We start from the raw sequence: 24,250 nt of genomic DNA on the forward strand, positions 1-24,250 counted from the left end.
ATCTTAGCCGCCTTCAGCGCGGGCGCCCGGCACGACGTCGACGATGAGCCCCCAGCTCGTCCATCGCTGGAACCACACGCCGACGCGCTCGGCCAGCGCCGCGCCCGTCAACTCGCCGCCGCCCGGCGCCTCGCTGGAGGCCTCCGCTCCGTGGGCTCCGGCCACCACCTCCTCACACGCCGGGACGAGCGGTACGCCCCGCCCGAGCGCCTCGAGGAGGGCGAACGCCGGCGGCTCGAGCTCCTCGAAGCGGATCGTGAGGTCCGCGCCGCGGAACACGGCGAGGTGGACGGGGCGGGGCGCGGGCAGCGCGGGCGACCGGCCCTGCTTGAGCTCGCTCCGGAGGACGTGCGCCGGGTGGCCGAGCCGCACCAGCGCGAGCAGCGGGTGAAGGACGATCGTGGCGGTGGACCAGCCGTCCGCCGGCATGCCCGTCACCTTCGCCGGATCGAGCGGAGGGGGCGAGGCGCCGTCGAACAGATCGACGAGGGCGTGCTCGTACCGCGCCACGTCGCGCGCGAGATCCCGCAGGGCAGGGGGGAACCCCTCGTGCGCGCCCGCGAAATCGGCGACGTATCGCCCGAGGTCGCGCAGCGTGAAGCTCGCGGGCGGGTGCGCCGCCAGGTAGGCCCTCGCGAACGCGTCGAAGCCGTCGTCGCCGAGGACGTGCGCCAGCGCGGGGTAGTCCTCGCGGAGCGCGTCCCTGTGCCGCAGCCAGAACTGCCGACGGTAGATGTCGGCCTGCTCGGCGGGCGCGAGCCGCTCGCTCCCGGCGACGTGCTCGCGGCACAGGCCGGCGAGCTCGGCGTCGCCCGGGAGCGGCGCGCCCGCCGTGAACATGCGGGTGAGCTGGCGCATCAGGGCGGCGAGGCCGGCCGGGGGCGCGGGGTCAGGCGGCGCGCGCACGCGCCACCTCCTGCCGGATCGCCCGCGCCTTCTCCGCCTCGGCGGCGAGGACATCGAACGAGGGGATGTCGTCGTCCCACTCGATCAGCGTCGAGACGTCGCCGGCGCGGGCGACGGCGCGCCGGTAGAGCGCCCACACGGCGTCGACCACGTGATCGCTGTGGGTGTCGAGGATGTACGCGCCCTGGTGCGCGTGGCCGGCGAGGTGGAACTGCACGATCCGGTGGTGCGGCACGCCATCGATGTAGGCTTCCGGATCGAAGCCGTGATTGTACGAGGAGACGTAGACGTTGTTGACGTCGAGCAGGATGCCGCAGTCGGCCTCCTCCGCGATCGCCGAGAGGAACTCCCACTCGCTCATCCGGCTGGCCGTGAAGGTCAGGTAGCTCGACACGTTCTCGAGCGCGAGCCGGACCTCGAGGAAGTCCTGCACCACCCGCGCCCGCGCCGCGACGTGCCGCACGGCCTCTTCGGTGTACGGCAAGGGGAGCAGGTCGTGCAGGTTGATCCCGTGCGCGCCCGTCCAGCACAGGTGATCGCTCACCCAGGGCGAGCCCACCCTGGCCAGCAGCGCCTTCAGCCGGCGCAGGTAGTCGAAATCGAGCGGATCCGTGCTGCCGATCGACAGCGAGACGCCGTGCTGGACGAGGCGGTAGCTCGAGAGGACGCGCTCGAGGTTGGCGATCGGCATGCCGCCGTCGACCATGAAGTTCTCGCTGATGATCTCGAACCAGTCGACCCGGGGCCGGTGCTCGAAGATGTGCCGGTAGTGCGGGATGCGCAGCCCGACGCCGACGCCGAGGTCGGGGAGTCCCAGCCGCATCCGTTCGAGGTTCACCATGGTTCACCGCGAGCCTTGCTCAGGGGTGGAGGGGTGCGCCGCGGCGCCTCACGATCCAGCCGATCCGGCGGTTCCGCGTGGCATGGCCAGACGGCCCAGCGGATCTGGCGGATCCGCGTGGATCCGCCGGATTCCGCCGGGCCGGGCGCGCCGAACCTACGACGAGCAGTCGGCCGGCTTGCAGCCGCCCTTGCCCTTGCACTCGTTCTGGCCGGCGCACGCGTGGCTGTCGCTCTTGCAGCCGCCCTTGCCCTTGCACTCGTTCTTGCCGGCACAGCACGCCTTCGCGGCGTTCTCCGGCGCTGCGGCCGGAGGCGCGTCGGCCGCGGGGGCGGCGCCCGTCTCGGGCGCGGGCGGAGGCGCCGAGGCGCAGCCCGCGAGGCCCGCCACCATGCCCGACACCGCCGTCAACGCCAACGTCTTGCCCATGTCGATCGTCATCTGATCCTCCACGCTCGTCTTCGTCGCGATCACCGAGCCCACCGCGCGCCTCGCCCGAATGGCGCGCCCGCACGCTGGAGCCCGTCGGGTCTCGCCGGCCTCTCGACCGCGCTGAGCCCATCGGCTACGCGTCACTACGCCCCGCCGGTTCCACGGTTTCACTTCGGACGCGTTGATTCTTCATTCAACTCCCCGTAAGTGAGCGGGGTTGACCTCCACGCCCACGCGAGCCCCCCCTGCGCGCACGGCGTCCGGCGGCGTAGCCTCTGCGGCTGGGGCGCGCGGCCAGCGTGCAGCGTTCCATGCACGACGTAACTCGCTTCGGACGGTACGCGCAAGACAAAGCGTCCAGCGCGGCGCACCGGCGCCGTGGCGCGTCCTCGTCCACCCGCGTCGCGGGGCGCTCCCCGTGCTCGCGGCGCTCTCGCTGGGGGCGTCCGGCTGCGGGGGGGCTCCGCGCACGGGGACTGGCGCGCCGGGCGGCGCCGCGGGGGATGCGGCCTCCGGGCGCGAGATCCCTGTCGAGGCGATCGCCGCCGAGCTCGAGGCGATGAGCGGCGCGGTCCTCGAAGGGCGGGAAGGGACGTTCCGGGACATCCTGGCCGACGCGATCGCGAAGGACGCGTACCTGTGCCAGCCGGCTCCGCGCCGCGTCTTTTCCGGGGCGCGCGGCGACGTGCCGGAGGGGGAGCGGCGGATCGCCGGGGTGATGCCGCACTACGGCCTCTTCTTCGGCCCGATGAGCTACCTCGTGCGGCGGCGCGGCGGCGCCTGGGAGGTCGACGTGCGCATCGCGGTCGACCCGCCGGAGGGCGCGGGCTGGCTCGAGCTGCCCGACTGCGGGCTCTCCGCCCGGCTCGGGGGCGCGATCGCGTGCCGCGGGACGCCGTACGCGCGCTCGGGATCGACGGACGCTTGCCCGGGGTCCGGCGTGTTCACGGCGAGGGCGACGCCGGCCGCGATCCGCGCGCTGCTCGCGCGCTGGTCGGACGAGGCCGAGGGGTACTGGAACCGCGACGCGCGCGCCTTCGGGCTGCCGGTGCGCTACGACTTCGACTTCGTGCTGGCGAACGAGGCGCGCGCGCGGGCGCTCCGGGTCGACCTCGCGGTGCCGCTCTCGCCGACATGCGGCAGGACGCCGTACTTCAGCGCGATGCGGGCCGGCTGGTCGCTGCCCGTGCTCGCCCACGAGGTGGGGCACGTGCTCGGGCTGCTCGACGAGTACGAGGCGCTCTCCGGGATCGTCCGCTGCTATCCGAAGACGCCGTTCCCGGGCGCCGAGATCAGCCGGATGGGGCTGTCGATGAAGGAGGAGACGCGGCTCCTGCCGATCCATCACTACCTCGTGCTCCGCCGCTTCTTCTGCCGCGAGCCCGCGTCCATCGACCCGTATGCCGGCGCAATCCGCTGACCCGATGCCGGCGCGATCCGCTGACCCGATGCCGGCGCGATCTGCTGACCCGACGCCGGCGCGATCCGCCGAGCGCTCCACGCGGCCCCGCGCCTGCCGCCGCCTCGCTGCCGCGGCGCTCGCGTGCGCGGCGCTCGCGGGCTGCCGCTCGGAGCCAGAGCGCGGCGCGGCGGACGCGGGGCCGAGCGCGGCGGACGCCGGGGCCGGGGCGCCGGACGTGGCGCCGCCGCTCGTGGGGGCGCCTCCGGGGCCGAGGGCGCTCGCGCCGCCGGTGGAGTTGCGCTGTCCGCCGGAGATGGTGCGGGTCGCGCGCCGGTTCTGCGTCGATCGCTACGAGGCGGTGCTGCTCGACAAGGAGACGGGGCTCGAGATCTCGGCGTTTTATCCGCCGTCGCGCCAGGCGGCCGCGTCCGTCGAGCGCGTGTGGTCGAAGATGCGGCTACAGCTCGGGGACGACGAGGCGCGCCGCATGGAGCTGCCGCTCCTGCCCGGCTGGCAGAAGCAGCGCGAGTTCGAGCCGCGCGCGGTGTCGCGCAGGGGCGTGCTCCCGCAGGGCTACACGACCGGCGCGCAGGCGGACCTCGCGTGCCGGAACGCGGGCAAGCGGCTCTGCTCGCTCGACGAGTGGCGGACGGCGTGCCGCGGCGAGCGGGACGAGCAGTTCCCGTACGGGCCGACCTACGCGGACGGGCGGTGCAACGTGTTCCGCGAGCACCACCCGGCCGGCGTGCTCCACCGCGACGTGTCGCTCGGGCACAGCGACCCTCGGCTCAACCTGGTGCGCGTCGCCGGGGCGCCGCTCTTGCGGCGAACGGGCGAGACCGCGACCTGCGCGAGCGCGTGGGAGGACGACGCGATCGCCGACATGGTCGGCAACCTGGACGAGTGGATCGACGATCCGGAGGGGACGTTCGTCGGCGGGTTCTACGCGCGCGCGACCCGGGAGGGGTGCATGGCGCGCGTCGCGTCGCACGACTTCACGTATTTCGACTACTCGACCGGCGTCCGCTGCTGCTCGGATCTGCGCGCGCCGTTGTGACGGCGCGCGCAGCCGGGGGCCGCCGGACGCGCGACTAAGATGCCGCTCTCCGGCAAGCCTGGAGGGGCGCCGGCGCCGGTGAGACGAGAGGCGCAGAGACCGTGGCGCCCCGCGCTTTACTCCCGCCTGGCCAGTCCCTGCCGGACGACCTCCCTGGCGACGAACGGGCTAAATTCCTGGAGCAGCTCCAGCGGCAGCCGTCCCTCCAGGTACGGCGTGTAGTACAGCTCCCGTGCGGGGAACGATCACGCCCAGGTAGGCGCAGATGCTGCGGTAGCTATCTCGGAGATCGTCCAGGCATCTGCGCCAGTAAGGGGGCAGGTCCTCTACGTTCGCCGCGAGGGCGCGCGAGCCAGGTTGCCGAACCAGCGCATCGAAGCGCTCTGGCTCCGGTTGGAGGGCTACGTGGATCATGGCGTGAGCCCAGCCAGCCGCGCCCTGACGAGCCAGCGCGCCCAGAAGGGATCGGTATCCTTGAGCACGCCGTGCAGCTCTTCGTGGATCCGCTTTACGTCTTCGATCGGCAGATTCGGCCGCCGCATCGCCGCCATGGCGTCGAGGATCGCCTTCTCCGCCTCGACGGACCGCGCCTGCGCCAGATCGAACACGTCGGAGGTGAGCCAGGCCGACGCGTCCCCGCGTGGCTTCCACGCGGGCTTCGATACGGTGACCTCGGCCCCATCGAGGTCGAACAGGAAGAGCGCGTCGCGCGCCTCGTCGAAGTGTGGCTCGGCGGAGGCGAGGACCAGCGGCGCGTGCGTCGTGACGAAGAGCTGCGTCTCGATGGATGCCTCGAGCTCGCGGGAGACCCGGAGCAGGGCGGGCAGGATCACACGCTGCCACTGGGGATGCAGGTGCGCCTCCACCTCATCGACGAGCACGATCATGCTCTGCTCGGGCGAGGTGTTCAGCAGCTTCGCCGCCTCGACGTGCTCGCGCCACATCCAGACCAGGAGGTAGGCGAACGAGAGGATCCGCTTCATCCCGGCGGACGCGAGGACGACGGGGATGTTGCCGTACGGCATGTCGAGGGTGGGGATGTCGCGCACGTCGTGCAGCGAGACGCGGGTCGTGATCGCCCCGGGGCGGAGGGTCTCTCCGGGCCTCGGCGACAGAACCTCGAGCACGCGCGTCAACAGATCGAACGTGCTGCTTTTCTGGAGCTGCCATGTCGTCCAGTCGCGGATCAGGCCATTGCAGAGCACCGAGCCGTCGAGGTCGTCCGCGGCGAGCCCGTTCCAGATCTGGCCGGGCGTGAAGTGAAAGCCCGGCACGGGCCCGTTGGACTGCACGCCGAGCGGGAATCGCAGGTGCCCCGCGGGTCGAAGCGGATCCCACACGGAGAAGCTGCCGTCGACGCGGGCGTAGAAGACGAGCCCGGAGCGTCTGGATGCCCCCGGAGGATAGACGGTATGCCAAGTTTGCCGCTCGAAGTCGAACGATGACGAGATGCGATGCACGGCGTCCCCGTGCCGTGTCTGTCGGACGATCTCCGGCTTGACCGCCGGGCCACGTCGCGGCGCAGCCGGGTACCCTGGCCACGTGCCGGTCAGCGCGAACCAGCTGACATCGAGCACGAAGGTCTTGCCGAGCCCGTTGTCGCCCGCGAAGAGGTTGAGCCGCGGTGCGAGCTCGAACGCCATCGCGGGCGCCGGTCCGGTGTCGTGCAGCTCCAGCCTCTCAAGCATCGCGGCGCCTCGTTGTGGAGCCGGTCAGCTCGGCGCGTGGCTCTCGTTCGTTCATCGGACCGACCATGGCATGGCGTGATCTGCTGGGTCGCGCGGCAAAAGGCAAGAAAAGGCGCCCCTGTGGGGCTCCGCCGATCGCGAGGTCCCGCAGGGCGCTGGGTTGCCAGTGCGTCGAGCTTGCACGTCGGCGATAGGTCGAGGCGCGAGCGACCTTTGTCCCGGAACGAGCGTGGCGACCGGGGGCCGCGATGGATCGCAACCGTTGAGGAGGGCTGGCGCCAGGGGGCTGGAACGGATCGCGACCGTTCGGGAGGGGCCTGCGCCGGGGGTCCGCAACGGATCGAGTGAGCGCGACGGGCCCTCCGCCGGGGGTCCGCAACGGATCGAGTGAGCGCGAGGGACCCTCCGCCGGGGGTCCGCAACGGATCGAGTGAGCGCGACGGGCCTGCGCCCAGGGGGCTGCAACGGATCGCGTGCGCTGGAGCGGGCGCGAGCGACGGGGCCGTGACGGATCGACTCCGCTGGGGGCGGCCAGGGCTCGGGCCTGCTGGCGCGCGACCCCCCTGGCCGTCCGTTCACGATGGCGCATCTCGCCTTCCCGAGCGCACGCCGCCGTGACGAGGGCGCGCTCGAGAGGCCGCGACATCCCCTGATAACATCGCTCCGTCGCGCATGGCGGTGTCGCGCCCGCGGCACCAGGAGGAGGGACCCATGATCGACGCGCGTTATCACGTCTACGACTCGGCGGTGCTGGACGCCCCCATCGAGGAGGTCTGGCAAGAGGTCCGCGATATCACGAAGCTCATCCCCGTCGTCTTCGGGGACAACGTCAAGGAGTACGGCTACGTGGAGGGCGGCTCCGCGGAGAAGGTGCCGTCGCGGTTCGCGTTCACGCTCGTCTCGGGGGAGACCTCGCTGGAGGAGGTGGTCGCGCGCTCCGAGACCGAGCACACCGTCACCTACCGGATCCACGGGCAGATCTTCGGCATCGAACGATACACCGGGACCTACCGGCTCCGGCGCGTCACGACCGAGCCGGGCAAGACCTTCCTCGAATTTCCACGGGAGTTCGGGGTCGCGGCAGGTCACGACCCCGCGCAGGTCGTCCCGGCCATCGCCGCGCTCACCGCGAGGGAGGTCGCGGCGATCAAGGCATACTTCGCGAAGCGCCGCGGCGCCGGCTGATCCGGCCGCCGCGCGGCAAGCCTCGCGGTGAGGGAGTCGGCTAATCGGCCGCCGCGCGGCGAGCCTCGCGGTGAGGGAGTCGGCTAATCGGCCGCCGCGCGGCGAGCCTCGCGGTGGGGGCGGCGCCCGCCTGAGCGCGCAGCGCGCCCGCCGCCCTCAGGTCGTGGGGCGGCCGACCGCGAGGAAGGCCTCCTCGCCCTTCGGGCGCCGCCGGTCGCGCCAGACGAGCGCGGCGGGCAAGACCAGCACGGCCGCGAAGAGGCACGCGAGCTCGCCGATGACCGCGGCGACGCCCAGGCTCCGCACCGCGTAGTTCTGCGAGCGGACCAGGGCGAGGTAGCCCAGCGTCGTCGTGAGGCTGCAGAGGATCACGGCGCCGCCCGTCTCGCGCACCGCGGTGAGCGCGCCGCCGGCGCCCTCCCGCGCGTACCGCTGCACGACGTTCACGGCGTAGTCGACGCCGATGCCGAACGTCAGCGGCAGGGCGATGAAGTTCAGGAAGTTGAGCTTCACGTCCATCAGCACGAGCAGCCCCGCCATCCACGAGACCCCGACGAGCAGCGCGCCGAGCACCGCGAACGCCGGCCGGCCGCCGCGGAAGGCGACGAGCACGACGAGGACCGTCGCGCCCAGCGAGAAGAGCACCGCCGGCGGCACGTCGTCGATGACCGCCGCCCACATGTCCGCGTAGATGACCGCGCGCCCTGAGCCGCGCACGACGCTGCCGTCGGGGAGCCGCGTCTCGCGGTACGCGTCCGCCCACCGGAAGAGGTAGTGCGCGTCGTGCACGCTCTCGGGCGTGATCGGGCTGATGTACACGATGCGCCCGCGCGTCCCGTCGGTCTCGGTGAAGGCGCGCGCCACGCCCGCCGGCAGATCGTCGATCCCGAACGGCGCGAGATCATCCGGCGGAATGACCGCCTGGATGCGGCGCCAGTCCTCGTCGCCCACGAGGCCGCGCTTCCGCGCCCTGAGGACGCGATCCTTGATCTCCTGGAGCAGCGGGAGCTTCGCCTCCTGATCCCGCGGGACCAGATCCTGGAGCGCGTAGATCTCCTTGAACGGCTTCTCGCCCTCGGGCGCCGCGTCGCGCCTCGCGTAGAGCGCGGCGCGGAGCGGATCGACCTGCTCGGGCCGGTCCACGAGGATCGCCATGCCGTCGGTGCCGACGTAGCCGGTGATCTCCTCCGCGAGCGCGCTCAGGCGGATCTGCGCCGCGCGGGCCCCCTCGTCGTTGCGGAGGTTCTGGAGGTTGTACTCCATCGGATCGGCGCGCACGTAGCTCACCGTGGCGACGAGGCCGGCCGCGGCCAGGGCGAGGCCCGCGAGCGTCAGCGTGACGGGGCTCCGCGACGCGAGCCGCGCGAACGGCGCGCCGAACGCGACGCCGCCCTGGGCGCGCCGCCGCAGCCTGCCCAGGAGGCCCGGCGACTCCTGCTCGAGGGGGACGATCCGGTCCATCACCGCGAGGATGCTCGGCAGCGCGACGAACGTGGCGACCCAGCAGAGCACCATGCCGGCGCTGCCGATGAGGCCGAAGTCGTGGAAGCCGCGGAACTCGGTGACGAGCAGCGAGCCGTAGGCGGCCGCGGCCGCGCAGCCGGCGGTGAGCGTGGGCAGCCAGGTCTCGCGGTGGGCGACGCGCACGCCCTCGAGCAGGGTCGCGCCGCCGCGGCGCGCCTCGAGGTAGCGCGCCATGTAGATGATCCCGAAGTTGATCCCGTTGCCCGCGACGATCGAGAAGAGGAACCCGGTGGCCATGTTGAGGTGGCCGAGCGCGAGCTGGGTGGCGCCGAACGTCCAGGCGACGCCGATGCCGATCGTGATCAGCATGGCGACGAGCGTGCGCAGGCGCAGGTAGTAGAGGAACACGACAGCGGCGATGAGCGCCGCGCCCGAGACGCCGACGTCGGTCAGATCCTCGTTGATCGCCGCGTACTCGGCGATGCCGGTCTGGAGATCGCCGGCGAGGCCGTAGGTGATGCCCGGCTCGAACGAGGCGGGGCGCACGCGCTCGACGACCTCGCTCACGCGCCGGATCGCCTCGGAGCCGGCGGCGAAATCGCTGGCCATCACCTTCGAGCGGATGGCGACGACGACGGTCTTGCCGTCCTTCGACTGGTAGTAGCCGTCGGGGTAGCGCCCCGTGTCGACCCCCTGGAGGCCGAGGCTCTGCTCGATCGAGCTGGCGCTCACCTCGGGGGGCGGCTCGTCGTCGTCGAGCAGCGCGCCCGTCGCCTTGTTGACCTCGTAAGCGTAGCGCGCCTCGATGTCGTCCCTGAGCTTGGTGAGCCTGTCGCGGCCGACGTAGAGCCCGGCGCGCGGCGAGAGGAAGCGGTAGGCCTCGTGCACCCCGTCCTCGACGCTGCCGACCCACGGCGGGCCGATCTTCTCGATCTCCGGGACGAGCGCGTCCGCGGCCCGCTGGAGCGCGGCGGTGGGCGTGCCCTCGCCGCCCTGGAGCACGACGAAGAGCGTGGAGACGCCGGCCGTCTTGGCCGCGACCCGGTCGAGCTCCTGCACGCTGGGCCGCGACGCCGGCAGCAGCGACTCGAACCCGGTCAGCACATGGAGCCGCGTCGCCAGGAAGAGGGCGATGACGGTGAGGATCCCTGTCGCGAGCAGCGGCAGCGCCGGCCGCTTCACCTGGAGCTCGGCGACGCGCGACGCGAGCCCGCCGCCGCGCGACGAGGGCGGTGAGAGGCGGGGAGAGGGCTCGCGGGGAGCTTCACCGGAGCTTTCATGTGAATCAGGGGAAGGATACGGGCGGGGCGCCGGAGGCGTTGGCATGGGCGGAGCGGACATGAGACGGTGTGTGGATCCGGGGCGGAAAGGGACGTTGGAAGGACGGTGGAAGCGCCGGGGTGAAAGCGCCGGTGGACGACGTTCTAGGGAACGGGAGCCCCGGAGAACAGCGGTCGTGTGCGGCGCGGCGACGGCGCGCCGCCGAGGTCCAGGCGGCCGCGGAGGGGCGCCGGGCCTGCGGGCGCTCCCGCGGCCCCGCTGACCATGATGCGGTGTTCGGGATGCGCAACGACGATCTCGTGCGCCGCTTGATCGGTCACGAGAACGCCCGCATCGCGGGGCGAAAAAGCGGCACTACAGGGAGCTCGTGGCCGGCTCTCGACGTCATCGCCTCCAGGGATGGGCGCCCGGCGTGCCTCTCGTGTCGAGTCCGCTCCCCTACGACGCCTCTCCCGGTGGCATCACGCGATCGGAGGGGGCCTGTGAAGCCTTGCTCGCGTCGCGCACGGGCCAAGGCAGCTAGGGTGTCGCTGGCGGCCAAGCCCGCCGACCGATCGCCTCATGAGGAGGTACAGGAACAGGCCCTAGTTCCGCGTGCCACACATCCCGCCAGGGATCTGTCTCGCGAACGAAGAGAGATTTGACGCAAAGACGCCAAGAGCGCAAAGACGCAAAACTACAAAAATCTGTTCTTTTTTGCGTCTTTGCGTCTTTGCGGCTTTGCGTTGAAATCTCTCTCCGGATCCCGGGCCGGACCTCTGGCGGGCGGAACTAGCGGAACTACGGGCCCGGCGGGGTCGTGCCGGCGTCCGCGGCCCCCGCGCGGCGAGGCTTCGCAGCACCGCCTGAGCCCCCGTCGCGGGGCGCGCCCGCGTCCACCGGCGTGGCGCCCGCGTCCATCGGCGCGGCGCCCGCGTCGGCCTCGGCGCCCGCGTCCGGCGGCGGCTGGTCGGGCGCAGCGGGAGGCGCGGGCGGCGGGGGCGCTGGCGGGAGCTCGCTCTCCCAGCACTCCGACTTCGGGGGCGCCGCGAAGTGGACCGTCCGCGACGCGGCGTCGCCCTTCCGGGTGACGAGCTTGTCGGTCTTGTACACGGTCGCGTTGCCGCACGCGTACTCCGCGGCGTCCTTCGACTCGCGCGCCACCACGCGCGTCCGGGGCGCGCGCTGGTTCTCGCACTGGGCCCACTCGATCTCGTACTCGGCGTCCACGTCGGAGAGGAGGATCCGGCTCGGCGGATCGTCCTTGGACCGGCGCCCGGTGAGCGTCGTCCGGGTGATCGGCTCCTTGCCCTCGCGCACCGTCAGCGTGACCGGGAAGCGAAGGCTCCCGCGCATGTGCGCGCGCGTCGCGCCGATCTCGAAATCGGGGCAGATCGGCTCCCCGTCGATCGGGGACGGCGTGGGCGGGCCGCCGCACGCGGCGCTGGCGAGGAAGCTGCCGAGGAAGAAGACGGCGAGGGGTCGGGCTCCGGGGCGGAGGTTCACGACGGGATTAGTCGTTTCCCCGGGTCCGCGCGTCAAGCGATCTTGGTCTTGCCCAGCTTCAGCACCCGATCGAAGTGCTCCTTCGAGACGGGCACCACGCTGAGCCGCGACCGCTTCAAGAGCGAGATCTCCGCCAGCGACTCGTCGCCGCGGATCGTGTCGAGGCTCACCTGCACCTTGAACGGCGCGACCGGCTCGATGTCCACCACGCTCCAGTCCTCGTCGGCGTCGGCCGTCGGATCCGGGTACGCCTCGCGCTTGACGCGCGCCACGCCCGCGACCGCCTTGCCCTCGCTCGAGTGATAGAAGAGCACGAGATCCCCCTGCTTCATGGCCCGCATGTTGTTGCGGGCCTCGAAGTTCCGGACGCCGTCCCACATCGTCTGGCCGTCGCGCACGAGCTGCGCGAACGAATATTTCTGTGGCTCGCTCTTCATCAGCCAGTAACGGCGAGACATGCACGATCTCCAGGGCAGGCGCGAGGGCGGCGCCGGCCTCGCCGTCGCGCTCTCATCCTCGACGGACAGCCCGTCGATTTGACCGGCTACCCTAGCACCGCCCGTTCAGTCGGTGATCACGATCTTGGCGCCGTCCGGCGTTCGACGCGCGATCTCGTCAATCTCGTCGTCGTCGAGGGCGATGCAGCCGAGCGTCCAGTCGCTCTCCTTGTGCACGCCGGCGAGCTGCGCGCTCCCCACGCCGTGGATGCCGATGCTGTGCCCGACGCCGCGGCCCGGCGGGACCTCGCCGCGCCGCTTGAGCTCGGCGAAGCGCGCGCGGTCTTCCTCGTTCGGGTAGCTGACGATCAGGAACCGATGGAACAGGCCGTTGATGCGGCCCGAGACGCGGTACGTGCCGACGGGGGTGCGCCTGTCGCCCTCGTAGCGCTTCGGCCCCGGTCCGCCCGGCCCGAGGGCGACCCGGTAGGACCGGACGATCTTGCCGCCCGCGACGAGATCGAGCGTGTGCTCGCTCTTGTCGATCCGGATCTCGGTGACCGGCGGGGCACCGCCCCGGGCGGCGGTCAGGGAGGGGACCGTGTGGGTGAGGGAAGCGGCGAGCAACGCCGCGGCGAGGACGAGAGGGGGCCTGAGGAGCATGCCCGACCGTCGGCGCCGGGCTGGAGAGTGTGACGCCCGGCCGGGGCCTGCAGTATTCTCGATCGGGCGCGTCACACTCCGCGGCCGCGGCGCGATGCAGGGTCGATGAGCACGCCGATGACCACCGAGGACCGCACCCCCGCGACGAACCCCCTGGCAGAGCCGGGGCTCCGCCGAGCCCTCGAGGATTTCGTGCGGCGGCGCGTCCCGAGCCGCGAGGTCGACGACGTGGTGCAGACCGTCCTCTGCGACGCGCTCGCGTCGCCGGGGCGCCCGGCCGACCCGACGGAGCTCCGGCGCTGGCTCCTCGGGATCGCGCGCCACAAGGTGGCCGACCACCACCGGCGCTCGGCGCGGGAGGCCGCGACGGAGCTGCCCGACCTGCCGGTCGGACCGCCGCCCGTCGAGGCGCGCGAGCTGGCGCGCTGGGCGGAGGAGCAGGCCTCCGCGAGCCGCGACGCCCGGCAGACGCTGTCGTGGATGGCCCGGGAAGGGGAAGGCGAGAAGCTCGAGAACATCGCCGCCGAGGAGCAGGTGCCCGCCGCCCGGGTGCGGCAGCGCGTGTCGCGGATGCGGCGATGGATGCGGGAGCGCTGGATGGCCGAGCTCGCCGCGGTCGCGGCGCTGGCCATCCTCGCGATCATCGTCGCCCGGCTCCTGCGGTCGACGAGCGACGCGCCGTTGATCGCGCCCCTGCCCGAGCCGCAGCCGAGCGCGCCGCCCGACGGGCCTTCGCCGCCCATCGCGCCGCCCTCGCCGCTCGACGCGCTGGAGCGCGCGCGGTCGCTGCGGGCCGAGGCGCTGCGCGCCTGCGACGAGGCGGCCTTCCGCCGGTGCCTGGACCAGCTCGACGAGGCGGATCGGCTCGACCCGGCGGGCCGCGACGCGCCGGAGATCGCCGCGGCGCGCGAGCGCGCGCTCGAGGCGCTCCGCGCGCCGACGGAGAAGGCCCCGGCGCCCGTCAACGAGAAGCTCGACAAGAAGGACGAGAGCAACTCTCGCCCCGCGCCGAAGCCTCGCCCGAAGGTGGCGCCGCCGCCCGCACAGAAGCCCACCTCGTCGGTGCCCGCGGAGCAGATGCTCAAGGAACAGATGCTCAAGTCGAGGAAAGCAGCGCCGAAATCGAAGGTCGACGAGCTGGGTTTCCCGTCGGGGAAACTCTAGCTGCTCGCGCCGAGGGGCGAACGACGCGCCGAGATCGAGCCGAACTCGACGGCTCGCCGTCGCCTCCGGAGCGGGGGGCCGACGCGCTGCCGAGGGGGAGCGGCGCGCGCCGCCGTACGAATCCATCTCGCAGTTTCCGGCGTAGTCGTCTAAACACGCTGGCGCTCGGCGCCATCAACGACGCCAAGGAGAGGAGCCCAGGAGATGCGAACGACGAGATGGCTTGGAATGGCATTCGCAGTGTCGCTGCTCGCGGCGAGCGCCGGCTGCGCGGTTGAGCCCCAGCAGCAGACCGCGAAGGCGCCGGCACCGCCGCCCGCACCGCCGCCGCCTGCGCCGCCTGCGCCGCCCCCTGACGCGGACGCAGACGGGGTGCTCGACGACGGCGCTGACAAGTGCGTCGCCGAGAAAGAGGACGGCCTGCCGCCCGACGCCAAGGACGGCTGCAAGTCGACCGACCCGGACGGAGACAGCTTGGTGGCCGATGCCGACAAGTGCCCGACCGAGGCCGAGGTCAAGAACGGCTACAAGGACGACGACGGTTGTCCCGACGTCCCGCCGGTCGCGCTGGACGGCAACGAGGTGAAGCTCAACGAGAAGATCGCCTTTGTCGCCGGTAAGCCCGATATCGAGCCCGCCTCGCAGGGGCTCCTCGCGAACGTCGCGCAGATCCTCAAGGACCATCCGCAGATCCAGTTCGTCGAGGTCGCGGCCTACTCCGAGAAGGTCGGCAACGACGCCGCCACCGTGACGCTCACGAAGAAGCGCGCCGAGGCGGTGGTGAAGGCGCTCACCGCGCTCGGTGTCGAGAAGAACCGCGTGCGGGCCGCCGGCTACGGGGCGCACTGCGCGACCGATCCGGGCGAGACCGAGGAGGCGAAGGAGAAGAACCGCCGCGTCGAGATCAAGATCATGCGGCTCGACGGCAAGGACACCGGCGTCGAGCTCGCCTGCGCCGCGGTCGCCGCCAAGGGCCTCAAGCCGGCCGGCGTGCCCGCGACAGCGCCGAAGGGCGCCGCGAAGGCCTCCGACGCGAAGCCGGTGGACCCGAAGGCCGCCGCCAAGCCCGCGGACGCGAAGCCCGCCGCAGCGCCTGCCGCACCGGCGCCCGCCGCCGCGCCGCCGGCTGCAGCGCAGCCCGCCGCCGCCGCGCCTGCCCCCGCCGCGCCCGCCGCGCCCGCCGCGGCGAAGCCCGCGGACACGAAGCCGGCCGCGGCGAAGCCCGCGGACACGAAGCCGGCCGAGACGAAGCCCGCCAGCGTGAAGTAGGCGCTCGGCGCCGCGCGAGCGGGCAGGCTAGCGAGCCTGTCCGCGCGCGGCCGCGAGCAGGTTCGTGAGCGCCTCGCGCGCGGCCTGCCGGCGCTGCGGCTCGGGCAGCGCGCCCGGGCGCAGGCGCTCGATCTCGGCGCACAGCGCGGCGCGATCGCCGGCGAGAGGGGCGCCGCACGCGCCGACTCCGGGGGCGTCGCGCGGCGCAGGCTCGCCGGCGAGCACGGCCGCCGCGGCCTCGATGAGGCGCGCGGTCGCCGCCGCGTCTTCGCTCGCGCCCCGGAAGCGGCCGACGAAGTCGGGCTGCTTCGAAAGCCGTGAGAGGACGTCCCAGCGCTGCTCGCGCACGGCGAGCTCCGTCGCGAAGAGCACGACCTTCAGGTTGCGGCCGAGGTCGGGGAGGGCGCGCGTCTCGCCATCGAGCGCCATCAGGTCGTCGACGACGCTCGCGTCGAGCGCCGCGGCCGCGCAGCGCACCGCGACGCTGAGCAGATCCGCGCGCAGCGCGGGGCCGAGCGAAGGAGCGCGGCCGAGCGCGCGCGCGGCGGCGAGCACGACGGGGCCGCAGTGCCCCTCGCGCCGCTGCCGCGCCAGCATCACGCCGGCGTCGTAGAGCCGGCCGCTCTGCCGCAGCGCCTCCACGGCGGCCGTGAACGCGTCGGGGTCGTACGTCCCCCGCTCCGCCGCCGTGAGGAAGCCGTCGAGGCTGCGCAGGGCAGGGCACGCGGCCGCGCTTCCCGCGCGCGCCCGCCGCTGGAGGTGCGGCAGCTTGCCGAGGACGTCGGCGATGCGCAGCGAGAGCGCGAGCGGGTAGGCGTCGCAGGCGGGCTCCTCGTAGCCGCCGAGCTCGACCCTGGCCTCGGTGCACGCGAGCGGCCTGGCGACCGCGGCGAGCGAGCGCGCGGTCCTCGCGACGAGCGGGTCGAGCCCCTGGACCGCGGCGAGGCCGGCCGGGAGCGGATCGAGGAGCGCCGCGACCGCGGCGTCGTCCGCGTCGGGCGGCAGGAGGCCGCGGACGAGCGTCCAGAGGTCGCCGGCGAGGAAGGGGTGACCTGCCTCGGCCGCGAGCTGGGCGTCGAGCGCGAGCAGCGCGCGGGCGTCACGGCCCCAGGCGAGCGGCTGGTTCGGGCGCAGCGCCCGCCGCCCGAGCCGGAGGCCGAACGAGAGCGCGGCGATCGCCCGGCGCGCCGCGGCGGTGCCGCGCTCGGCGTCGCCCTCGAGGAAGTGGTAGGCGGCCGCGAGCGCCGCGGCGCTGACGTAGGCGCGCGCCGCGTCCTCGTCGCTCCGGGGCGAGCCCTCGGGCGCGAGCGCCGCGGCGAGGGAGCCCTCGGGCTCGCCGCGGGTGCGGAGGCCGAGGCCGAGCTGGAAGCTGTTCGCCCCTTCGAGGAGCCCTGCGCCGTACGAGACGTCGAAGCTGAGCGAGAAGACGCGGGTCGCGGTCTTCTCCTCGTAGCGGTAGGTCATGCGCGGCACGCGCAGGCCGCGGGCGTCGGCGGCGGCGAGGACGCGGTCGAGGGCGTCGCGCGCCTCGGCGCGCCGGCCGCCGGCGAAGTCGCGCACGGCGCCGACGAGGGCGAGCACGTCGCCGGTGTCCGCCGCCTGGCAGGCGTCGTCGGACGCCTTGCTCATGGCGGCAGCGTACGCCGACGGATCCGGGGCAATGCCGGCCCGGGCCTTCGCGATCTCGCCGAGGTACGAGAGCGCCCAGGCGACCCGGCTGCCGCTGTCGTTCGCGAGCGCGATGGCGTCCGGCGACGGCGGCCCGCCCAGCACGGCGGCGCCGAGGAGCGAGGCGAGCAGCGCGAGATCGGCCTGGTCGCGCAGCCCGAGGGCCGAGAACGCGCGGGCGTACCCGACGAACAGGCCCCGCAGATCGCCGCCGTCGCGCGCGGCGGGGAGCGACGCGAGCGCGTCGAGCAGCGCGCCGCCGGCGGGGCCTCGTCCGACGCCGCCGCGCCGCGCCGGATCGTCGCGGAACGCCGCGGAGAGCCCGCGGAGCACCCGGCCGAGCGGGGCGCCGCTCCGCTCGGCGAAGCGCTCCGCGGTGGACGACTCGAGGAGCGCGCGGGCGAGCGCGTAGCCGCCGGTGAGCGCGTCGGCGAGGTCCTGGTCGACCCAGCCGGAGAGGCCCGCGGAGACGGCGGCCTCGGCGTCCGCGGTCGGGAGGGTGAAGCGCGGCGGAGCGACGCGCGCCGGCGCGCCGGCGGCGCGCGGCGGCGCCGAGAGGAGATCGATGGCGTCGGAGAGGAGCGTCACGAGGAGCCGCGCCCGGCGCGCCCACGGGCCGTCGCCCTGCCTGTACCGCGGCGCGAGCAGGATCCGCCGGCGGACGTCGCCGAGGCGCGCGAGGGCGCGGCGGGCCTCGGGGCTCGGCCCGCGCCCGGCGGCGCAGGCGGCCCCGGCCGGCGGCGGCTTGCGCGAGCGCTCGGTGAGGAGCACGGCGAGGACGCCGTCGGCCAGCGCGGCGACGTCCTCGACGAGCTCGGGCGGGGGCGCCTCCGCGGCGCCGGCCTCGGCATCGCCCGCCGCGAGCCCCGCGACGGCGCGCCGGAGCGCGTCGCGCGCCTGCCGGCGCTCCGGGGGGAGCCTGGCTACGTCGGTCGCCTGCGGATCCAGCGCGCCGGCGGAGCCGAGCGCGGCGTAGCGGGAGAGGCTCGCGGCGAGCGCCGCGAGGCCGGGGTAGGGCAGCGCCGGGGCGGGCGCGAGCGCGCGCTCGATCTGCGCGGACGAGAACGCGAGATCCGGGGCCTGACCGGAGGCCAGCCGGTACAGCGCGTCGGCGGCGTAGAGGCCGGCGACGCCCCAGCCGGCCTGCTCGGTGAGCTCGCCGCGGAGCTTGGCGGTGAGCGCGCCCTGCAGGGCGAGGAAGTGCGGGGGCTGCACCTCGGGCGGGTACGCCATGCCCGCGAAGACGCCGGCGAGCGCCGCGCCGAGGACGGCCTCCGGGTCGTGCGCCTCGGCCATGCGGCGCTGCACGGCGATCTGCGTGAGGTCGACGATGGCGTCGCGGAGGGGCTCGTCGGCGAGCACCCCGGGGCTGTACGCGAGGGGGATCAGCGCGAGCGCGCGGTAGCGGCGCGGCTCGGCCTCCGCGAGGGCGCGCAGCGCGGCGAGGTGCGCGAGGCCGAGCTCGGTGGCGCGGCGGTGGACGGCGCTGCCCGCCTGGCCTGCGGCGGGCGCGGGGCCGCGCTCGTGGAGCAGGCTGGGCGCGAGGGCCCACGTGGTGCTCGTCTGGTCGACGGCGCGGACGAGCGCCTCGTAGCGCGGCAGCCATGCGTCGAGCGGGAGGCGTCGTCCCGGCGCAGCCGCGGTGCTCGCGGGCGCGGCGGGCGCAGCGGCAGGATCGCCCTGGGCGAGGGCGCCGGCGAGCGCCGCGGCGAACACGAGGTCGCGCGGGCCTTCCATGGGGGGCGCGACGTCCCGACCGCAGCCGGGGGCCTTGCCGAGCAGGTCGTCGAGCGCGTCTCGCCGATCCAGGGGCGCGGCCCGCAGCACGGCCGCGCCGCGGGCGCGCCACGCGGCGCGGCCGTCCCGGGCCGTGCGCACGCGGAGGAGGTCGCCGTAAGGCGTGTCGCCCGGCGCGGGCGGCGGGTCCAGCCGGGGGGCCGAGGGCGCGAAGGGGGCGTCGTCCTCGGCCTCCTCGAGCGCGACCCCGGCGGCCGCGAGCAGCTGCAGCGCATAGCGGCCGCGCAGGACCGGCTCGTCGTTCGGGTCGCGCCCCTTCATCGCGGCCGCGAGGGCGTCGGCCGCGGCCGCGGCCTCGACGTAGCGGAAGCGGCCGGCGGCGCCAAAGGCGCGGCGGACGAGCGCGGCGAGCGCGATGTCGTCCGCGACCCGCGAGAGCGACGCGTCGCCGCGCGCGATCGGCGCGAGGCCGGCCATGAACGGCGCGAGCGGATCGGCCGGAAAGAGCTGGACGGCGCCGTGGCGGGCGCGCGCGTGGACGAGGTGCTCGTACCCGAGGGCCTCGCCGATCGCGAGGAGCAGCGCGTCGGCGGCGAGGGCCCCGGGGGGCGGCAGCGGCGCGGCGCGGATCCATTTCGCCTCCGCCGCGGCCGCCGGCGCCCGCGCCGCGGCCGTGGCCTCCGCGCCCGCCTCGACGATGACCGCGGCCCGCGGCGCGCGCCCGCCGCGCCGGTCGAGGTCGCGGAGCAAGAGCGCCCAGGGGTCGTCGGCGTCCCGGGCGGCGCGGGCCGCGACGTACCCGAGGGCGAGCTCGCGCGGGGGCCGGCCCTCGGCGAGCGCCGCGGCGAGGGCGCGCTCGCACGCGTCGAGGTGCGCATGATCGCACTGCGCGGTCGCCGGGGGCGTGGCGCCCGGGGAGGCCGCGCCGCCGCAGCCGGCGGCGAGCAGCGCGAGGAGCAGCGCGGAGCAGAGCGGGAGAGCGCGCGGCGAGGAGGACACGCGATCGTGCAGCATGACGCGCGCGCGACCTTACACGAAGACCGCGGGATGGCCGCGATCGTCTCGCGGACGGAGGAGGTCGGCCGCACCGCACCCGCCAGGTTGCGATGTCCCCGAGGATCCGTTACCAGATCGTTGCACCTCGACGCGACAGGGGCACCGCATGGCGATTTCTCCCGAGGACATCGTTCCGCTGAGCCAGGCGGAGGCTCGGCTCACGGAACTCGCAGACGAGGTTCGCGCGGGTCACGAGAAGATCCTCACGCGGAACGGGGAGGGTTACATCGCCCTCGTCGACGCACGCAGGCTAGACCACTATCACCGCCTCGAACGCGAGCACATCCACCTCACGCTCCTGGAGGAGGCGGATCGGGGCCTCGACGATATCGAGGCCGGGCGGACGATGAGTGTGGAGGAGCTCCGCGCCAAGCACGGCCGATGAGCCGCCGCGCCACCGTTCGGGTCACCGAGAACTTCGAGCGAAACCTGGACGAGATCCGGCGGTTTCTGGAGGAGGCGGAGCTCTCTTCCGCTTTCGGCGCTCTTCTGGATCTCGTCTTCGACGACGTGATCCCGAGCCTGGAAGTCTCGCCCCTGATCGGATTCGACTTCCTTGCGCGGGCGCCACACTCCGCAGAGGTCGAGGCGCGGATCCTGGCGCTGAAGCGCCGCCTCGGCTCCGACGCGTCGCTGCGAGAGTACATCGCCGGTGAGTACCTGTTGCTCTACGCGCTCAGCGGTGAGCGGATCCATCTGCTGGCCATCAAGCACCATCGCCAGCTCTCGTTCGATTTGCAAGCGCTCTGGCGCCGGTGATCGCACAGCGGTCGTCGATTCTCCTCGCTGTCGTCGATCGAACGTGCCGTCAGGGACAGGTGCCACGGAACCTTGTCTCCGGTGCCGCGCCCGGACCGGGTAACCCCTGTCTTCCTGCCCCCGGAGCGCCGTGCTACGCGCGCGATATGCGACGGGCTTCGGAGCGACGAGGTGCCGGCGGCGCGGGGGGCGGCGGGAGCGCCGGTTGCGGGGCGCGCGGCGCCTCCGCGGCGCTCGGGCTCGCGATCCTCGCGCTCTCGGCGTGCAGCGAGGGCGAGGGCGGGTATGCCGGGACGACCGCGCGCGTCGGCAAGGACACAGAGACGATCTACATCAACAACGGCAGCGAGCCCGAGTACCTGGATCCAGGAAAATCCAACGACTCGGCGAGCTCCACGCTCGTGCAGCAGATGTTCGAGGGGCTGACGACCTACGGCGCCGGCGACCTCCGCCCGGTGCAGGGGGTCGCGACCCACTGGGAGCAGAGCGACGACAACCGGCTCTTCCGGTTTCACCTGCGGCCGGAGGCGCGCTGGTCCGACGGCAAGCCGGTCACGGCGCACGACTTCGAGTACGCGTGGAAGCGCGTGCTGCGCCCCTCCACGGCGTCGCTCGCCGCGACGAACCTCTACGTCCTCAAGAACGGCGAGCTGTTCAGCCTCGGCAAGCTCAAGGCGCTGCGCGAGGCCGCGCCGCTCCGTGCGGCCCCCCGGCCCGACGCGCCATCGGCGCTCGATCTGCCGAAGGGGGCGTTCGTCGTGGTGCTGGCGCGCTCGCCGATCCAGGTGGACACCGCGATCGCGCCCCTCGCGGCGCTGCCGGAGGGCTCCGCCGCCGTGACCTTCGCGAAGGGCGACGCGAAGGGCGGCGCGAGCGATCGGCTCTCGTTCGGCGCGGCAGGAGGCGGCGCGACAGGGGGCGACGCGGCCGCTGGCGGCGCGGCGCCGCTCGGCTCGGCGCCCGGCGGCGGCTGGCAGGGCGCCGTTGTCGACATCGTCCGCGTGGGTCCGCCGTGCAAATGCAACGGCGCCGCCGACCGGTGGTTCGAGATCGAGCGGGGCGGCGCGCGCGGCTTCCTCCCGGGCTGCGCGCTCGTCCCCCCCGCGGGCAACGCCGGCAACCCGGGCAAGGAGAGCGCGGGCGGCGCGCCCCGGTCGGAGGCGTACGCCGTCGTCACGCCGCACACGAGCCTCCCCACGTACGACGCCGCGGCGCCGCCCTCCGGCAGCGCCGCGCAGGGCGAGCCCCCCGTGGGCTTCGTGCCCGACGCGCTCCTCGTGGAGGACGACAGGGCTGTCGGCGTCCGGGCGAGCGACGACCATACGCTCGACGTGCAGCTGGAACAGCCCACGCCCTACTTCACCGATCTCACGAGCTACGTGACGCTCTTCCCCGTGCGCAAGGACGTGATCGAGGCGTTCGAGAAGCGCGGCGAGCCCGAGCTCTGGTTCCGCCCCGAGAACATCGTGGTCAACGGCCCTTACACGCTCGATGAGTGGAAGTTCCGTTACGAGATCACGATGAAGCGGAATCCGATGTACTGGAACCGCGACAAGCTGAAGATCCACCGCGTCGTGTGGCTGGAGGTCGAGCTCTACAATGCCACGATGAACATCTACAAGGCGGGGGATCTCGACTACCTGGGCGACAACACCTCGCTCCCCGCCGAGCACATGGACTGGCTGTCGACGAAGCGGGATTTCCAGCGGTATCCGTACCTCTCCATCTACTGGTTCGAGTTCAACACGAAGAAGCCGCCGGTCGACGACGCCCGCGTCCGCTGGGCGCTCAACCTCGCTGTCGACAAGCGACAGATCGTCGAGAAGGTCACGCGGGCGGGGCAGACGCCGGCCACGCACTACGTCCCGGACTACACCGGATCGGGCTACGACGAGGCGGTCGCCGAGGACAGGAAGCTCGGGGTCGATCCGTTCTCGTCGCCGGAGGTCGCGTTCAACCCGGAGCGCGCCCGCGCGATGCTCGCCGAGGCAGGGTACGAGGTCGTCCAGGAGGGTGACGGGTACCGGGCGAAGAACTTCCCGGCGCTCGAGCTCCTCTACAACACGAGCGAGGGCCACAAGCAGATCGCTGTCGCGGTCCAGGACATGTGGAAGCGCCACCTCGGCGTCTCGGTCACGCTGCGGAACGAGGAGTGGAAGGTGATGCTCAAGAACGTGCGCGACGGGCACTACCAGGTCGTGCGGTTCGGCTGGATCGGCGAGTACAACCACCCGGCGACGTGGCTCGGTACGCTGCTCTCGTACAGCCCGCAGAACCGGACGGGATGGGCCGACCAGGAGTTCGACGATCTGATGCGCGCCGCCGCGGCGACGGCCGATCCGAAGGAGAGCATCCGGGCGTTCCGCAAGGCGGAGAAGCGGGCCCTCGACCGCATGCCCAAGCTGCCGCTCTACTTCTACACGAAGTCGACGCTGGTGAAGCCGTGGGTCAAGGGGTTCAAGGGCAACTCGCGCGGCGTGCAGCTCGTGAAGTGGCTGTGGAACGACCCGAGCTGGCGCGACAACCCGTCGAACGAGACCGCGTTTCCGGAGCTCGAGTTCCCGGCGCCGGGGCGGCTGGGCGTGCCCTGACGGCGCCGCTGGGCCGGCTGGCCGCGCCCTGAGGTCCCCGTTGACGCGCCGGCCTGTGCCGTGGCCTCATCGACGAGAGCGCGGCATAGACCCTCTCGGGAGAACGACATGAGCAAGACGATCCTGGTCACCGGAGGCGCGGGCTACATCGGCTCGCACACCTGTGTGGAGCTCCTCCACGCGGGCTACCGGGTGGTGATCCTCGACAACCTCTGCAACAGCCGCAAGGCGGCGGTGGAGCGGGTGGAGCGGATCGCCGGGAAGCAGGTCACGTTCATCCAGGGCGACATCCGCGACGCGGCGCTCCTGGATCGGCTGCTCGCCGAGCACCCGATCGACGCGACCATCCACTTCGCGGGGCTGAAGGCCGTCGGCGAGTCGGTCGAGAAGCCGCTCTCGTACTACGAGAACAACGTCGCGGGGACCGTGTGCCTGCTCAAGGCGCTCGACGCGCGGGGCGCGCGGAGGCTGGTGTTCAGCTCGTCCGCCACCGTGTACGGCGATCCCGAGCGCGTGCCGCTCGACGAGGGGAGCCGGCTCGGACCGACCAACCCCTACGGGCAGTCCAAGTTCATGGTGGAGCAGATCCTGCGCGACGTGGCGGCCACCGGCGGCTGGTCGCTCGGGTCGCTGCGTTACTTCAACCCCGTGGGCGCCCACGAGAGCGGGCTCATCGGGGAGGATCCGAACGGGACCCCGAACAACCTGACGCCGTTCATCACGCAGGTCCTCGTGGGGCGGCGCGACAAGCTCCGGGTGTTCGGGGGCGACTGGCCGACGCCGGACGGCACAGGCGTGCGCGACTACATTCACGTGGTCGACCTCGCGCTCGGGCACCTCGCCGCGCTGAACCGCATCTTCACCGTCGGCGACAGCTTCACCGTCAACCTCGGCACCGGGCGGGGGCACTCGGTGCTGGAGATGGTGGCCGCGTTCGAGAAGGTCAGCGGGAGGCGCGTCGCCCACGAGATCGTGCCGCGCCGCCCCGGGGACGTCGCCTCGGTGTACGCGGACCCCGCGCGCGCGATCGAGCTGCTCGGCTGGCGCGCGGAGCGCGATCTCGAGACCATGTGCCGCGACAGCTGGCGCTGGCAAGAGCAGAACCCGAAGGGGTTCGCCGATTAGGGCCGCGGATCCGAGGCGCGATAGAGCGCTCCTGCTCGCG

The 24,250-nt window shown here is 73.4% G+C and carries 18 protein-coding genes; 9 read left to right on the forward strand and 9 right to left on the reverse strand.

Annotated elements, in window-relative coordinates; genetic code table 11:
• Nucleotides 1–3: 3 nt before the first annotated feature.
• The 3 genes from WME97_RS19010 to WME97_RS19020 all read right to left on the reverse strand — a co-directional run bounded on the left by WME97_RS19010 (nucleotide 4) and on the right by WME97_RS19020 (nucleotide 2,230).
• Nucleotides 4–906 carry an HvfC/BufC family peptide modification chaperone gene (locus WME97_RS19010; protein ID WP_437553619.1) on the reverse strand — a complete coding sequence of 301 codons (903 nt, stop codon included), beginning with the start codon at nucleotides 904–906 and terminating at the stop codon, nucleotides 4–6.
• Nucleotides 890–1,747 (reverse strand): MNIO family bufferin maturase, encoded by an 858-nt coding sequence (gene bufB / locus WME97_RS19015; protein ID WP_437553621.1) that lies wholly within the window; start codon nucleotides 1,745–1,747, stop codon nucleotides 890–892. Before bufB ends, WME97_RS19010 begins: the two co-directional genes overlap by 17 nt.
• A gap of 156 nt (nucleotides 1,748–1,903) precedes the next feature.
• A complete protein-coding gene (locus tag WME97_RS19020) occupies nucleotides 1,904–2,230 on the reverse strand; it encodes a hypothetical protein (protein ID WP_437553623.1) in 327 nt (108 codons plus the stop codon).
• Nucleotides 2,231–2,597: 367 nt separating this feature from the next.
• Here WME97_RS19020 and WME97_RS19025 point away from each other — a divergent pair, with 367 nt between their 5' ends.
• Nucleotides 2,598–3,599 (forward strand): hypothetical protein, encoded by a 1,002-nt coding sequence (locus tag WME97_RS19025; RefSeq protein WP_437553625.1) that lies wholly within the window; start codon nucleotides 2,598–2,600, stop codon nucleotides 3,597–3,599.
• A gap of 28 nt (nucleotides 3,600–3,627) precedes the next feature.
• Nucleotides 3,628–4,638: a hypothetical protein gene (locus WME97_RS19030; protein ID WP_437553627.1), complete on the forward strand. Its 1,011-nt coding sequence runs from the start codon at nucleotides 3,628–3,630 to the stop codon at nucleotides 4,636–4,638.
• A 410-nt stretch (nucleotides 4,639–5,048) separates the two neighbouring features.
• Here the strand turns inward: WME97_RS19030 and WME97_RS19035 are convergent, their stop codons facing one another.
• Nucleotides 5,049–6,326 carry an AAA family ATPase gene (locus WME97_RS19035; protein ID WP_437553629.1) on the reverse strand — a complete coding sequence of 426 codons (1,278 nt, stop codon included), beginning with the start codon at nucleotides 6,324–6,326 and terminating at the stop codon, nucleotides 5,049–5,051.
• Nucleotides 6,327–7,037: 711 nt separating this feature from the next.
• On the opposite strand from WME97_RS19035, the gene WME97_RS19040 reads away from it, so the two are divergent.
• The gene (locus WME97_RS19040) at nucleotides 7,038–7,511 is read left to right on the forward strand and encodes an SRPBCC family protein (RefSeq protein WP_437553631.1); all 474 of its coding nucleotides are present in this window, start codon (nucleotides 7,038–7,040) and stop codon (nucleotides 7,509–7,511) included.
• Nucleotides 7,512–7,667: 156 nt separating this feature from the next.
• Here the strand turns inward: WME97_RS19040 and WME97_RS19045 are convergent, their stop codons facing one another.
• The 4 genes from WME97_RS19045 to WME97_RS19060 form a co-directional block, all read right to left on the reverse strand.
• Complete coding sequence (locus tag WME97_RS19045; protein WP_437553633.1) at nucleotides 7,668–10,157, reverse strand: efflux RND transporter permease subunit; 2,490 nt, start codon at nucleotides 10,155–10,157, stop codon at nucleotides 7,668–7,670.
• A gap of 879 nt (nucleotides 10,158–11,036) precedes the next feature.
• Nucleotides 11,037–11,741, reverse strand: a complete 705-nt coding sequence (locus WME97_RS19050; RefSeq protein WP_437553635.1) for a hypothetical protein — start codon at nucleotides 11,739–11,741, stop codon at nucleotides 11,037–11,039.
• 32 nt (nucleotides 11,742–11,773) lie between these two features.
• A complete protein-coding gene (locus WME97_RS19055; RefSeq protein WP_437282361.1) occupies nucleotides 11,774–12,199 on the reverse strand; it encodes an EVE domain-containing protein in 426 nt (141 codons plus the stop codon).
• Nucleotides 12,200–12,304: 105 nt separating this feature from the next.
• Nucleotides 12,305–12,841, reverse strand: coding sequence for a L,D-transpeptidase family protein (locus WME97_RS19060; RefSeq protein ID WP_437553637.1), 537 nt, complete (start codon nucleotides 12,839–12,841; stop codon nucleotides 12,305–12,307).
• 117 nt (nucleotides 12,842–12,958) lie between these two features.
• Between WME97_RS19060 and WME97_RS19065 the strand changes: the two genes are divergently transcribed.
• Entirely contained in the window at nucleotides 12,959–14,005 is a 1,047-nt protein-coding gene (locus tag WME97_RS19065) for an RNA polymerase sigma factor (RefSeq protein ID WP_437553639.1), read from the forward strand.
• 228 nt (nucleotides 14,006–14,233) lie between these two features.
• Nucleotides 14,234–15,274, forward strand: coding sequence for an OmpA family protein (locus WME97_RS19070; protein WP_437553641.1), 1,041 nt, complete (start codon nucleotides 14,234–14,236; stop codon nucleotides 15,272–15,274).
• Nucleotides 15,275–15,301: 27 nt separating this feature from the next.
• On the opposite strand, the gene WME97_RS19075 is transcribed toward WME97_RS19070, so the two are convergent.
• A complete protein-coding gene (locus WME97_RS19075; RefSeq protein WP_437553643.1) occupies nucleotides 15,302–19,693 on the reverse strand; it encodes a hypothetical protein in 4,392 nt (1,463 codons plus the stop codon).
• A 148-nt stretch (nucleotides 19,694–19,841) separates the two neighbouring features.
• Here WME97_RS19075 and WME97_RS19080 point away from each other — a divergent pair, with 148 nt between their 5' ends.
• The 4 genes from WME97_RS19080 to galE all read left to right on the forward strand — a co-directional run bounded on the left by WME97_RS19080 (nucleotide 19,842) and on the right by galE (nucleotide 24,210).
• On the forward strand, nucleotides 19,842–20,120 hold the full coding sequence (locus tag WME97_RS19080; RefSeq protein WP_437553645.1) for a type II toxin-antitoxin system Phd/YefM family antitoxin: 279 nt from the start codon (nucleotides 19,842–19,844) through the stop codon (nucleotides 20,118–20,120).
• Nucleotides 20,117–20,494: a hypothetical protein gene (locus tag WME97_RS19085; protein WP_437553647.1), complete on the forward strand. Its 378-nt coding sequence runs from the start codon at nucleotides 20,117–20,119 to the stop codon at nucleotides 20,492–20,494. The genes WME97_RS19080 and WME97_RS19085 overlap by 4 nt, the downstream gene beginning before the upstream one ends.
• Nucleotides 20,495–20,640: 146 nt before the next feature.
• Nucleotides 20,641–23,085, forward strand: coding sequence for a peptide ABC transporter substrate-binding protein (locus WME97_RS19090; protein ID WP_437553649.1), 2,445 nt, complete (start codon nucleotides 20,641–20,643; stop codon nucleotides 23,083–23,085).
• A 108-nt stretch (nucleotides 23,086–23,193) separates the two neighbouring features.
• Entirely contained in the window at nucleotides 23,194–24,210 is a 1,017-nt protein-coding gene (galE, locus tag WME97_RS19095; RefSeq protein ID WP_437553651.1) for a UDP-glucose 4-epimerase GalE, read from the forward strand.
• Nucleotides 24,211–24,250 lie beyond the last annotated feature (40 nt).

Source organism: Sorangium sp. So ce367, assembly GCF_051520455.1.
GTDB lineage: Bacteria > Myxococcota_A > Polyangia > Polyangiales > Polyangiaceae > Sorangium > Sorangium cellulosum_B.

What these genes read in the sequence shown, in the direction of transcription:
- bufB (WP_437553621.1), bottom strand. Translation starts at nt 1,747, where the DNA reads ATGGTGAACCTCGAACGGATGCGGCTGGGACTCCCCGACCTCGGCGTC.
- WME97_RS19030 (WP_437553627.1), top strand. Translation starts at nt 3,628, where the DNA reads ATGCCGGCGCGATCTGCTGACCCGACGCCGGCGCGATCCGCCGAGCGC.
- WME97_RS19035 (WP_437553629.1), bottom strand. Translation starts at nt 6,326, where the DNA reads ATGCTTGAGAGGCTGGAGCTGCACGACACCGGACCGGCGCCCGCGATG.
- WME97_RS19040 (WP_437553631.1), top strand. Translation starts at nt 7,038, where the DNA reads ATGATCGACGCGCGTTATCACGTCTACGACTCGGCGGTGCTGGACGCC.
- WME97_RS19055 (WP_437282361.1), bottom strand. Translation starts at nt 12,199, where the DNA reads ATGTCTCGCCGTTACTGGCTGATGAAGAGCGAGCCACAGAAATATTCG.
- WME97_RS19060 (WP_437553637.1), bottom strand. Translation starts at nt 12,841, where the DNA reads ATGCTCCTCAGGCCCCCTCTCGTCCTCGCCGCGGCGTTGCTCGCCGCT.
- WME97_RS19065 (WP_437553639.1), top strand. Translation starts at nt 12,959, where the DNA reads ATGACCACCGAGGACCGCACCCCCGCGACGAACCCCCTGGCAGAGCCG.
- WME97_RS19070 (WP_437553641.1), top strand. Translation starts at nt 14,234, where the DNA reads ATGGCATTCGCAGTGTCGCTGCTCGCGGCGAGCGCCGGCTGCGCGGTT.
- WME97_RS19075 (WP_437553643.1), bottom strand. Translation starts at nt 19,693, where the DNA reads ATGCTGCACGATCGCGTGTCCTCCTCGCCGCGCGCTCTCCCGCTCTGC.
- WME97_RS19080 (WP_437553645.1), top strand. Translation starts at nt 19,842, where the DNA reads ATGGCGATTTCTCCCGAGGACATCGTTCCGCTGAGCCAGGCGGAGGCT.
- WME97_RS19085 (WP_437553647.1), top strand. Translation starts at nt 20,117, where the DNA reads ATGAGCCGCCGCGCCACCGTTCGGGTCACCGAGAACTTCGAGCGAAAC.
- WME97_RS19090 (WP_437553649.1), top strand. Translation starts at nt 20,641, where the DNA reads ATGCGACGGGCTTCGGAGCGACGAGGTGCCGGCGGCGCGGGGGGCGGC.
- galE (WP_437553651.1), top strand. Translation starts at nt 23,194, where the DNA reads ATGAGCAAGACGATCCTGGTCACCGGAGGCGCGGGCTACATCGGCTCG.